General features: G+C 58.3%; 11 protein-coding genes. 1 reads left to right on the forward strand and 10 read right to left on the reverse strand.

The genetic code is table 11. The features are described 5' to 3' along the window. Window positions 1-10 precede the first annotated feature (10 nt). The 3 genes from ugpE to ugpB form a co-directional block, all read right to left on the reverse strand. Window positions 11-856, reverse strand: coding sequence for a sn-glycerol-3-phosphate ABC transporter permease UgpE (ugpE, locus tag EHO01S_RS03515; RefSeq protein WP_024522663.1), 846 nt, complete (start codon window positions 854-856; stop codon window positions 11-13). After that, window positions 856-1,740 carry a sn-glycerol-3-phosphate ABC transporter permease UgpA gene (ugpA, locus tag EHO01S_RS03520; protein ID WP_024522664.1) on the reverse strand — a complete coding sequence of 295 codons (885 nt, stop codon included), beginning with the start codon at window positions 1,738-1,740 and terminating at the stop codon, window positions 856-858. Before ugpA ends, ugpE begins: the two co-directional genes overlap by 1 nt. A gap of 62 nt (window positions 1,741-1,802) precedes the next feature. Further along, complete coding sequence (gene ugpB, locus EHO01S_RS03525; RefSeq protein WP_024522665.1) at window positions 1,803-3,122, reverse strand: sn-glycerol-3-phosphate ABC transporter substrate-binding protein UgpB; 1,320 nt, start codon at window positions 3,120-3,122, stop codon at window positions 1,803-1,805. A 248-nt stretch (window positions 3,123-3,370) separates the two neighbouring features. Here ugpB and panM point away from each other — a divergent pair, with 248 nt between their 5' ends. Continuing rightward, entirely contained in the window at window positions 3,371-3,763 is a 393-nt protein-coding gene (panM, locus tag EHO01S_RS03530) for an aspartate 1-decarboxylase autocleavage activator PanM (protein ID WP_024522666.1), read from the forward strand. Here panM and EHO01S_RS03535 read toward each other — a convergent pair. The 7 genes from EHO01S_RS03535 to ftsY form a co-directional block, all read right to left on the reverse strand. Next, a complete protein-coding gene (locus EHO01S_RS03535; RefSeq protein WP_024522667.1) occupies window positions 3,732-4,889 on the reverse strand; it encodes a glycerate kinase in 1,158 nt (385 codons plus the stop codon). The two genes, panM and EHO01S_RS03535, sit on opposite strands and share 32 nt — an antisense overlap. A gap of 15 nt (window positions 4,890-4,904) precedes the next feature. Continuing rightward, entirely contained in the window at window positions 4,905-6,170 is a 1,266-nt protein-coding gene (locus tag EHO01S_RS03540; protein WP_024522668.1) for a GntP family permease, read from the reverse strand. A 147-nt stretch (window positions 6,171-6,317) separates the two neighbouring features. Beyond that, a complete protein-coding gene (locus tag EHO01S_RS03545) occupies window positions 6,318-7,442 on the reverse strand; it encodes a sugar diacid recognition domain-containing protein (RefSeq protein ID WP_024522669.1) in 1,125 nt (374 codons plus the stop codon). A gap of 93 nt (window positions 7,443-7,535) precedes the next feature. Next, entirely contained in the window at window positions 7,536-8,390 is an 855-nt protein-coding gene (gene rpoH, locus EHO01S_RS03550) for an RNA polymerase sigma factor RpoH (protein ID WP_024522670.1), read from the reverse strand. Window positions 8,391-8,693: 303 nt separating this feature from the next. Further along, complete coding sequence (gene ftsX / locus EHO01S_RS03555; RefSeq protein ID WP_024522671.1) at window positions 8,694-9,665, reverse strand: permease-like cell division protein FtsX; 972 nt, start codon at window positions 9,663-9,665, stop codon at window positions 8,694-8,696. Further along, a complete protein-coding gene (ftsE, locus tag EHO01S_RS03560) occupies window positions 9,655-10,326 on the reverse strand; it encodes a cell division ATP-binding protein FtsE (RefSeq protein ID WP_024522672.1) in 672 nt (223 codons plus the stop codon). The genes ftsX and ftsE overlap by 11 nt, the downstream gene beginning before the upstream one ends. Before the next feature lie 5 nt (window positions 10,327-10,331). Beyond that, window positions 10,332-11,569 (reverse strand): signal recognition particle-docking protein FtsY (gene ftsY / locus EHO01S_RS03565; RefSeq protein ID WP_024522673.1); only part of this gene is annotated, 1,238 nt, incomplete at its 5' end.

Genomic DNA, 11,569 nt, shown 5'->3' on the forward strand with positions numbered 1-11,569 from the left:
CCTCGTTCAATTACTTATCGCTATCGACCAGGCCGCGCACAAACCAACGCTGCATGGTAAATACCACCACCAATGGCGGGATCAGGGTCAACAACAACGCAGCCATTACCTGCTGCCACTCGGTAGCGCCTTCACCGTTGGCAATGGCGCTTTTTATACCGACCATCGCCGTCGCCATCTCCGGCTCGCCGGCGATCAATAACGGCCAAAGGTACTGATTCCAACCATAGATAAAGGTGATCACAAACAACGCCGCCAAATTGGTGCGCGAGAGGGGCAATAACACATCGCGGAAAAAACGCATCGGTCCCGCCCCATCCATGCGCGCCGCCTCAACTAGCTGTGGCGGTAACGTCATAAAAAACTGGCGAAACAGGAAGGTGGCGGTGGCTGACGCCATTAATGGCAACGTGAGACCGGTATAGCTATCCATCAGCCGCAACCCTGCCATCACCTCCACTGTCGGAAAGATACGCACCTCTACCGGCAGCATCAGGGTAATAAATATCAACCAAAAAAACAGGTTACGCAGCGGAAAACGAAAATAAACGATGGCGAAAGCCGACAGCATCGACACACTGATCTTGCCGACGGTGATCACCAACGCCATGACCAGGCTGTTGAGCAGCTGGCGACCGAATGGGATCCCCCCATTACCGATCCCCTGCTGCCAGACATGACGCAGGTTATTCCACAATTCAGCGCCAGGCCACAGCGGCATCGGTGTTTGAAACACCTGCGCCCGATCCAGGGTCGCCGTCACCAACGCCACATACAAAGGAAACAGGATAGTTAAGGCACCGGCGATCAGCATCACATGGCTGAACCATTCCAGCCCCTTACGATTCTCTATCATCAGTAACGCACCTTACGCTCTACATAACGAAACTGGATCAGCGTCAATCCAATGACCATCACCATCAGCACCACCGATTGGGCCGCCGAACTGGAGAGATCCAACCCGGCAAAACCTTCGCGATAGATTTTATAGATCAAGGTGGTCGTCGACTGGCCCGGCCCTCCGCCGGTGGCAGCATCGATCACCGGGAAGGTATCGAAGAAGGCGTAGACCAGATTGACCACCAGCAAGAAGAAGCTGACCGGCGCGATCAACGGCAGAACAATATGCCAGAAACGGCGCAACGGCCCGGCGCCGTCGATGGCCGCTGCCTCGATCAGTGAGCGTGGGACAGATTGTAGTGCAGCCAGAAAAAACAAGAAGTTATAGCTTACCTGTTTCCAGACGGAGGCCAGCACCACCAGAAACATCGCCTGACCGCTGTTGCGGGCGTGATTCCAGTCATAACCCACGCTGGCCAAGGCATGGGTGATCAGCCCCATGCCCGGACTAAACAGAAACATCCACAGTACCGCCGCAATGGTCGGCGCCACCGCATAAGGCAAAATAAACAGGGTTTGGTAAATACGGCGGCCATGCAGCACATGGTTGACCAAGGCTGCGAAGAATAACGAAATCGCTAAGCCGCTCACGGTCACCAAGGTGCTAAACCACAGGGTAGTGCGCACCGATGCCAGATAATACGGGTCATCGATGAGCGTCGCGAAGTTCTCCAGACCGACAAAGCGGCTGGCGAGGCCGAAAGGATCGACCTGCTGCAACGCGTACCATAACGCCTCGGCGGCTGGCCAGAGAAAAAACACCAAGGTGATCGCCAACTGGGGAGCCACCAACGCATAGGGCAGCCAGCTACGACCATAAACAGGGATCGGGGTATTCATATCACCTCAACGCACAGGACATCGTGGCGCTGCCAGCGCCACGCTCGCCGCGGGACGGGAAATTATGGTTGACGCTTCTCGAAGCGCGCCAACAGTTGATTACCACGCATAACCGCATTATCCAGCGCCTGCTGAGCACGCTGCTTGCCGGTCCATACCCCCTCTAACTCCTCATCCACCACGGTACGGATCTGCGGCATGTTGCCCAGACGGACTCCCTTGGTGAAGGGTAGCGGCGCCTTGTACAACATCTGGCGCGTCGCCGTGTCGGCGCCAACATGGCGTTGATAGAACCCTTGCTTTTCCGTCAACGTATAGGCGGCGCTGGTCACCGGCAGATAACCGGTCTTCTGATGCCATTCGGCCGCATTCTCTGGACGGGTCAAGAAGTTAAGGAACTCGGCAACACCGCGATAAACCTGCGGCGACTTACCATTCATCACCCATAGGCTGGCGCCACCGATGATCGCATTCTGCGGCGCGCCAGCAATGCGCTCGTCGTACGGCATAAAGGCAACACCATAATTGAATTTGGCGTACTCGCGGATATTGGCCAACGACCCCGAGGAGGTGGTGATCATGGCGCAATCACCGTTGTAAAACTTGGCGGTCGGTTCATCCTTACGACCAAAGTAACTAAACTCGCCCCGCTGCATCATGTCCGCTAGGCGCTGAATATGCGCCACCTGCTGCGGTTGGTTAAAGGTCAAGCGAGCCGATGGACCGCCGAAGCCATTATTTTCGCTGGCGAAGGGCAAACCATTCCAGGCGCTAAAGTTTTCCAACTGCACCCACCCCTGCCAACCACTGGCGTAACTGCATGACATGCCACTTTGACGTAACGCCGCGGCATACTCGGCCAGCTGTTGCCAGGTCTGCGGCGGCTTCTGCGGATCGAGTCCCGCCTTTTTGAAGGCATCCTTGTTGTAGTACAGCACCGGTGTCGAACTGTTAAAGGGTTGCGACAGCAAATGCCCCTGATCGACATCGGCGTAATAGCCAGCGATCGTCGGCACGAACTGCGTCTGATCAAAGGCAATCCCCGCCTCCTGGAATAGCTGAGACACCGGCTTGATCGCCTGACGCGCCTGCATCATGGTGGCGGTACCGACCTCATACACCTGGAGAATGGCCGGTGCCTTACCACTACGGAAGGCGGCGATGCCTGCCGCCATGCTCTGTTCATAGTCCCCCTTATAGACGGGCAGCACCTTATAGTCACTCTGCGACTGATTGAAGCGCGCCGCCAGGTTATCGACCTCCTTGCCCAACTCGGCATCCATCGAGTGCCAGAATGGGATTTCGATCGCCGCCCATCCTGGAGTACTCAACGTCAGGGTGATGGCCAGCGAGGCCAGCGTCTGTGTTACCTTGTTAACCATGTGCACTCTCCGTAGTAAAACGCTCACCGCATTGGCATCGGTGCGTGATAAACGACATGTTATTGGCGTTGGCTACCATGCCATGCGCGTATGACAGAGAAATAACCGGTGGATGACGGCGGGATGACGCGGCGATGACGTCAGAAGGCGGTGCGGCGACGCCGAAAGGCGTCAGGTACGGCACGCGCAACGAGAATGCCGTACAATGACGGCACGATCCCTTCGATAGCTACCTGACGGAAAGACCCATGAAACTGACTATTGAACGCCTGGCAACGCTCAGCGTCGATGATTTGCGCGATCTGCAAAAAATCTGGCCCCAACAGACACCGGAATGCTGGCAACAATGGCTAGATAATGGCGGAGCCCTATTCGCCGCTCGCTTTAATGAACGTCTACTGGCGGCCGTCAAGGTGAGTCTAGACAACGGCATCGCCACCCTGCGCGATCTGATGGTTCGTGAGGTTACGCGCCGTCGGGGTGTTGGGCTTTATCTGGTCGAAGACACCCTGCGCCAGCTACCCGCGATCCACGCCTGGCAGCTGCCGCTCAGCGATATTCCCAGTGCGCAGCAGGCGACGATGGAGCGCTTCATGGCCGCCTGTGGTTTTAGCCGGCAGACGCACGGCTGGCGTCGTTAGCCGCGCGCCACACCGCCGCCACATTACGCGCCGTCACGCGCAGGTTATCATGCGCCTGCGCTAACGCCTCCTCCAAGGTTGAAATGCGGCACAACACTGAAAAGACGGCATCCAATCCATGGGGATGGACGACGCCATAATCTGGCGTCATTCCACCGGCGAGCGCAATGGTCGGCACCCCGGCCGCCTTAGCGACTCGCGCCACACCGATCGGCGTCTTGCCATGGATCGTCTGGCTGTCGATGCGCCCCTCGCCGGTGATCACTAAGCTGGCGCCTTGCACCGCCTGAGCCAGATCCAGCGCTTCTGTCACGATCTCAATACCCGGACGCAACTGTGCCTGCAACAGGCCACACAAGGCCGCCCCCATACCACCGGCCGCCCCGCTCCCCGGCACATTCAGCACCGCCCGACCACTGACCTGCTCCAGCAGCATCGCGTAGTGATGCAATGCCGCATCCAAGTGCGCCACCATCGCTGGCGTAGCCCCCTTCTGTGGGCCAAAGACAGCCGAGGCGCCCAACGGTCCACAGAGGGGATTGTTGACATCGCAGGCCACCAGTATGTCGGTCTGCGCCAGGCGCGTGTCCATCCCGGCCAGATCGATACGAGCCAAGTCAAGCAACGCACCGCCGCCATAGGTCAATGCCCGCCCCTCGACGTCATAAAACCCGGCCCCCAAGGCCTGCATCATCCCGGCTCCGCCATCATTAGTGGCGCTGCCGCCAATCCCTAGGATCAGTCGGCGCGCGCCACGATCGAGCGCCGCCAAAATCAGCTCGCCGGTACCATAACTGGTGGTTCGCGTCGGATCGCGGAGCTCAGTGGGTACCAGATGCAGACCAGAGGCCGCCGCCATCTCGATCACCGCCGTCTCGTTATCACCCAGCCAACCGAAGAAGGCCTCGACCGGCTGCCCCAACGGCCCGGTAACGGTCTGGGCGACACGCTGACCGCCGGTCGCCGCCACCATAGCATCAACCGTCCCTTCACCACCATCGGCCATCGGTAGTAACTGATAATGGGCGTCGGGATAGACCTCACGGAAACCCTGCTCAATCGCCTGAGCCACCTGTATGGCACTCAGACTCTCTTTAAACGAATCGGGGGCGATCACGATCTTCATACTCTATTTTCTCCGTTAACCCGCAAGATGGAAGACACCGAACATCAGGGTAGAAATCAATGCGATCATCAAGCCGACCGCCGTCTCATAAGGGATCAGTTTCAGGCGCTCATGCACCTGCATGTTGACGCTACCGCCGGTGGCGTGAAAGAAACTACCATGCGGCATATGGTCGAACACGGTGGCGCCAGCGTGAACCATCGCCGCACCGGCCAGGGCGGTAATCCCCATCTCTAACAGAGTCGAACTGAACACCGCAGATGCCACGGCGGTACCGGCGGTAGTGGAGGCTGTCGCCATCGACATCAACGCGCCGGAGACCGGGGCCAGCAGGTAGGAAGGTAACCCGGAGGCCCCCAATCCCGCGATCAATACCTCTTTCAACCCTGAGTTGGCGATAATGCCGGCTAAGGTACCGGTTCCCAGCAACATGATCGCCACCGGCGCCATGCGCGACAGGCCGGAAACCATATAGCGGTTAGCGTTGCGCCACTGCCCCATCGCCACCAGGCCAACCAGTCCCCCCAACGGCAACGCCAGCAGCGGATCGATGGCAATCCCGGCCACGGGACGCAACGCCAACAACACAATGGCGACTAAGGGAGCACTCAACGCCGCTAGAAAGGAGGGCTGGCTAGCGTGCTCGGCGACCACCAATTCATGCGCCTGTACCTTGCTACCACGCGCCCGTAGACGACGCGCCAACAGATAGGACAACGCTAGCCCAAACAAACCTGGCACGATGCCGGCCATCATCAGCGAGGTCAGCGGGACATTGAACGCCTCCGCCGCTGCGATGGTATTCGGATTAGGCGACATGACGTTGCCCGCCTTACCCCCACCGACCATCGCCAGCAAGATCGCCATCTTGGAGATATCCGCGCGATGGGCAATCGCCAAGGCAATCGGCGAAACGGTGATCACCGCCACGTCGACGAAGACACCGACGGCTGTCAACATCAGCGTCGCCACCGCCAATGCCAGTAGGGCCCGCCCCTCGCCGACACGACGCACAATGGTTTCCGCGAGAGTACTGGCGGCCCCCGACTCAATCAGCACTCCGGCCAAAATGCCAGCGCCGAGGATACGCAATACCGCACTGGTGATCCCCTGTGCGCCGCCGATCATCAGTGAGATGGTCTGTACCAGGTCGGCGCCTCCGACCAAACCGCCGGCCAACGCGCCGGCAATCATGCCATATGCAGGGGGAACTTTACGTAAAATCAATATGATGGCAACCACAAGCGCGACCAGCGCGCCCGTAGCGGAAACTGTCGTCATGGTACGTCTCCTCTTGTTGTTATCGCTATGTCCGCACAAGGCGGTGAAGGGTACTTGGCCATTATGGAAAATATGTGTGGAAAAGCTTGAGGGTAATCGACAGAAAATGGGCCGCGGCGCGGCACCATTTTTGTAGGAAGCTACAAGTTAGCCGTTGAGCTGCATACCGAGATAAAGCTGAATAATATCTTCTAATTTATTGATATTTAATCCAGTTATATCGGATATGCGCTGTAGTCGATAACGGAGAGTATTAACGTGGATATGCAACTGTTTTGAGGTTTGAGACAGTTCACAATTCTGAGCAAAGAATGCCTGTAGGGTGCGACACAACACCCCGCGGCTATCCTGGCGTTGCAACAGCAGCCAAGCATGCCCCAGCTCATCGGCCTGCCAACTGCCCGCCAGTTGCTCCAATAACGCCGGTAGCACATGATCGTGGTAATAAAGCAGCATGCCGTGCAAGGCATGGCGTCGAGCCAGCGCCTGCAACGCCAAGGCACTACGGTAGGAGCGCGAGACGGCATCGGTGCCGCGAAAGCACCCACCGACATAGACGCGTAAGGCGAAACGCGTCGCGATGCCACGTGTCAATTGGCGTACCGCTCGGCGCAACGCCGGATCCGCATCCGATGCCCCCGACTCGCAGGGCAGCAGCAACACCAATTGGTCAAATCCCTGCACCCCAATCAAGGCCTCACGATTCACCGCAGCCAAAGCCTCTAGCAGGGCTCGTAACGTCTCATGCTGAGCATCTTGCAGGGTAAACAACAGGGCGATACGCGGCTGGGCGACATCGACGCCCAAGTAGGCGGCAGTCGCCGCCAGCTGCGCCTCGTCGCGCTCATCGGCGATCAACTGTTGCACCAACGTTTCCCGATAGCGCTTCTCCCACTGGTTCTGCTCCAACAACGCCGCCTGCTCCACAATCAGTTCGGCCGCCATACGCACCAGCTCACCATAGGCGCGAACCTCACTCGGCGCACCGGAAATACCGACGACCCCGATGACGTGGCGCTGAAAAGTGATCGGGAGGTTGATGCCTGGACGTACCCCGCGCAGTTGGCCGGCCGCCACCTCATCGATCTCGATCAGCCGATTCTCCGCCAGCGCCAGCACGGCCCCTTCATGGCGTTGATGTACCCGCGCCACGTCGCCGGAGGCGATGATCATCCCGTGGGCATCCATTACATTGACCGAGTGGCCGATGATCTTCATCGCCCGGTGCACAATCTGCCGCGCCACGGCCTCGCTGAGATCGCTGCCGTTCATCCTTCCTCCTCGGGTATATGCCACCGATGCCGAACCGTAGGCAATAAAAAAGGCGATGCGGATGCATCGCCCTCTATTCTGCCGTGTACGGGCTTAGGCTTCTATCGCCGCCCGCAGTTTCTTCATGGCATTTTTTTCTAACTGACGTACCCGCTCGGCGGAAACACCGTAACGATCGGCCAGCTCTTGCAACGTCGCCTTATTCTCGCTGTCCAGCCAACGGGCACGGATGATATGCTGGCTCCGCTCGTCCAACCCTTCCAGGGCGACGCTCAACTTGTCGGCCGCGTGGCTCTCCCAGTTGTCATCCTCGATCTCGTTAGCGAAGTCGGAAGACTTATCTTGCAGGAATAACACAGGTGCGGCAGGCGTGCCCTCCGGCTCGTCATCATTCGGCAGGTCAAACGCCATATCCTGCGCCGCCATACGCGATTCCATCTCCAACACGTCTTTCTCGCTGACACCTAACTCGCGTGCGACCAGCTCGACCTCATCCTGATTGAACCAGCCCAGACGCTGCTTGGTCTTACGCAAGTTGAAGAACAGCTTGCGCTGTGCCTTGGTGGTCGCCACCTTCACGATGCGCCAGTTACGCAGCACATACTCGTGGATCTCAGCCTTAATCCAATGCACCGCGAAAGAGACCAGGCGCACCCCCATCTCAGGGTTGAAGCGCCGCACGGCCTTCATCAAACCGATGTTGCCTTCCTGGATCAGATCCGCCTGCGGCAAACCGTAGCCGGCGTAGTTACGGGCGACATGAACCACAAAGCGCAGATGCGACAGGATCAGCTGCTTAGCTGCATCCAAGTCGCCCTGGTAATGCAGCCGTTCACCCAGTGCCCGCTCTTCCTCTGCCGTCAGCATCGGATAGGCATTGGCAGCCCGCACATAGGCCTCCAGACTGCCCTGGGGAACCAAGGTTAAAGTTTGCATTTCTTTGCTCATCAAACCCTCTCAATACGCTAACAGTCCGTGCTCTGGGTACTTTCGGCCTGGCAAAAAGCCAAACGACGAAAGCTAGCACGTTTCTGCATAATTTGACCGTGAGTCACCCCACAAGTTCACTATTATAGCGAACAATGTTGCACAAATCTGCAACCGCGCTGGAACCAAACCGACACGACCCGGGGACGAAGAGAGAATAAAATTATACCAGGTGGGAACCCAGATTGGGTTAGACCAACAGGCTCTCCCCCCGTCTCGGACTCAACGAGGAGAGAGTATAGCATAAGGTAATATGACGTCGTGTTACTGCGGCGTAAAACGGCGTAAATGCTGTACCGTCGCCAGCCAGGCCGCCAACCAACCGATCATAGTGGCGACCAGTAGCAGCAGCAGGCACTCATCCCAGCTCAAACCGTGCAAAGTAAAGCTGGTACCGAAGACCGAAGCCACACGTGAGACCGCCCCACCCAGTTGCCAGACCATGGTCTGAGAAAGAATCAGCGACAGCAAGGCGCCACAGAATCCCAGCAAGGCACCGCCATTGAGGAAGGGACGCAAAATGAAACCATCGGTCGCGCCGATCAGCTTCATCACATTGATGGTATCACGCCGGCTGAAAATACTCAGGCGTACACTGTTGCCGATTACCAGGAATACAGCCACCACCATCAACACGCCGATCATCCCCGCCACCTGTCCGACCAGACCGGTCAGCGCCGCCAGACGGGCGAACCAGCTATCATCCATACGCACCTCATCCACCCCTTTCACCGCCGCCACGCGATCGCGTAGGGAGTTCAGGGTAGCGCTACTCTCAAAGTTGAGTTTGGGCGTGATGATCGCCACCGCGGGTAGCGGGTTTTCCTCCAGCATATCCAAGGCTCCGCCGAAACCAGACCAGTTACGGAACTCGCCTAATGCCTCTTCACGCGACAAGTAATTAACCTTTGCCACGCCATCCTGCTGCTTAAGGGTGGCGATCACCTGGCTGGCCGCCTCATCATCCAGCGCCTTATCCAGATACACGGTTAACTGTGGCGTCGGGTACCACTGCGTGGCGGCCTCGCTGACGTTCTTGTAGACCAGATAACAGACGCTCGGCAGCGTCAGCGAGATGGCGATCACCATCACCGTCAATAGAGTCGCTAACGGTTGACGCAGCATATCCGCCAGGGTGTTCAGCCAGGCGTAACGCCACTGCTCACGCCAGCCGCCGCGCAACGCCTTACTCTTGTCCGGACGACGCGCGGCGCGAGTATGGGGTTTATTGTTCATGCTGGGCACCTCCCGCCATGCGCCCCTGACTGAGGGTCAGAATGCGGTAACGACGCCGGGCGATTAGCCCCATATCGTGGGTCGCCATCAAAACCGTTACCCCGACGCGATTAAACTCTTCGAACAGGCGTAGAATATCCTCGGATAAGACCTCATCCAGGTTGCCGGTCGGTTCATCCGCCAGCAGCACCGCTGGCTTATTGACCACCGCCCGGGCGATACCCACCCGCTGCTGCTCACCACCGGAAAGCTGGATCGGGAAGCTCTTCGCCTTATCCAGCAGGCCGACTTTATCCAAAGCCGCCGACACCCGGCGGCGAATATCTTCACTGCTGGCACCGGAAATGATCAACGGCATCGCCACGTTATCGTACACCGTACGATCCAACAGCAAATGGTGATCCTGGAAGATCATCCCGATCTGACGCCGCAAGAATGGCACTTCACGGTTTTTCAGCCGGCTGATATCGTGACCGCTAAACCAGATGTGCCCAGCGCTCGGGCGCTCAATACCGCAAATCAGCTTCAGCAGGGTACTCTTCCCCGCCCCGGAGTGGCCGGTCAAGAACGCCATCTCACCCGGCTTTAGGTGGAAATCCACCCCTTGCAAGGCCTGACGACCGCCCAGATACGCTTTACTGACCTGTTCGAAGCGAATCATCCGTTTTAATCCTCTCGGGCAAAAAGTGCCTCAATAAAATCATCCGCCTTAAAGGGACGTAAATCTTCGATGCCCTCCCCTACCCCGATGTAACGAATCGGGATACCGAATTGATCGGCGACGGCGAAGATCACCCCGCCCTTAGCGGTGCCATCCAGCTTAGTCAGGGTGATGCCAGTCAGACCGACCGCCTCATGGAACAGACGTGCCTGGCTAATGGCATTCTGCCCGGTGCTGGCATCGATGGTCAGCATCACCTCATGAGGCGCCTGCTCATCCAGCTTCTTCATCACCCGCACGATCTTCTTCAACTCTTCCATCAGGTGAGACTTATTCTGCAAGCGACCCGCCGTGTCGGCGATGAGCACATCCACCTTACGCGCCTTGGCCGCCTGGATGGCATCGAAGATCACCGACGCCGAATCGGCGCCGGTATGCTGGGCGATCACCGGGATATGATTACGCTCACCCCAGACTTGCAACTGCTCAACGGCGGCGGCGCGGAAGGTATCCCCTGCGGCGAGCATCACCGATTTACCCTGAGCCTGGAATTGACGGGCCAGCTTGCCGATGGTGGTGGTCTTGCCCACGCCGTTCACTCCCACCATCAAGATGACGAACGGCTGATGCCCGCTGACATCCAACGGTGCGTCCACCTTATGCAGGATCTCGCCCATCTCTTGTTTCAACTTACCGTACAGTGCCTCGGCATCCTTCAGCTCTTTACGGCTAGCATGCGTGGTCAGCGTGTCGATGATTTTACGCGTGGTATCCACGCCGACATCGGCAACCAGCAACTGCTCTTCCAACTCGTCGAACAGATCGTCATCGATCTTCTTGCCTCGGAACAGACCAAAAAAACCAGAGCCTAAGTTCTGACGCGTTTTCACCAAGCTGCGCTTCAGGCGGGCGAAGAAGCCTTCCTTAGTCGGTTTCTCCTGCTCACGGACGACGGCCGGTGCGGGCGAAGCCGCCTCCTCGGCGGCGATATCCTGGAGATCGACCGTCTCCTGCGAACGAGCCACCTCAGCCAGTTCGCTAATGGCGCGCTCGGCGCCCTCTGGACGGTGCGCCTCTTCGGCACCGCGCTCCTCGGTTTCCGCCGTGGGCGTCTCATCCAGCGCAGCGGTGGCTAATGCGGCGGCATCGACGATCTGCTCTGCCTGCTCTGCCTGCTCTGCCTGCTCTGCCTGCTCTGCCTGCTCTGCCTGCTCTGCCTGCTCTGCCTGCTCTGCCTGCTCTG

Source organism: Edwardsiella hoshinae NBRC 105699 = ATCC 33379, from assembly GCF_000474215.1.
Taxonomy (GTDB): Bacteria; Pseudomonadota; Gammaproteobacteria; order Enterobacterales; family Enterobacteriaceae; genus Edwardsiella; species Edwardsiella hoshinae.

Coding starts and splice junctions, on each gene's coding strand:
- ugpE (WP_024522663.1), bottom strand. CDS start 856: ATGATAGAGAATCGTAAGGGGCTGGAATGGTTCAGCCATGTGATGCTG.
- ugpA (WP_024522664.1), bottom strand. CDS start 1,740: ATGAATACCCCGATCCCTGTTTATGGTCGTAGCTGGCTGCCCTATGCG.
- ugpB (WP_024522665.1), bottom strand. CDS start 3,122: ATGGTTAACAAGGTAACACAGACGCTGGCCTCGCTGGCCATCACCCTG.
- panM (WP_024522666.1), top strand. CDS start 3,371: ATGAAACTGACTATTGAACGCCTGGCAACGCTCAGCGTCGATGATTTG.
- EHO01S_RS03535 (WP_024522667.1), bottom strand. CDS start 4,889: ATGAAGATCGTGATCGCCCCCGATTCGTTTAAAGAGAGTCTGAGTGCC.
- EHO01S_RS03540 (WP_024522668.1), bottom strand. CDS start 6,170: ATGACGACAGTTTCCGCTACGGGCGCGCTGGTCGCGCTTGTGGTTGCC.
- EHO01S_RS03545 (WP_024522669.1), bottom strand. CDS start 7,442: ATGAACGGCAGCGATCTCAGCGAGGCCGTGGCGCGGCAGATTGTGCAC.
- rpoH (WP_024522670.1), bottom strand. CDS start 8,390: ATGAGCAAAGAAATGCAAACTTTAACCTTGGTTCCCCAGGGCAGTCTG.
- ftsX (WP_024522671.1), bottom strand. CDS start 9,665: ATGAACAATAAACCCCATACTCGCGCCGCGCGTCGTCCGGACAAGAGT.
- ftsE (WP_024522672.1), bottom strand. CDS start 10,326: ATGATTCGCTTCGAACAGGTCAGTAAAGCGTATCTGGGCGGTCGTCAG.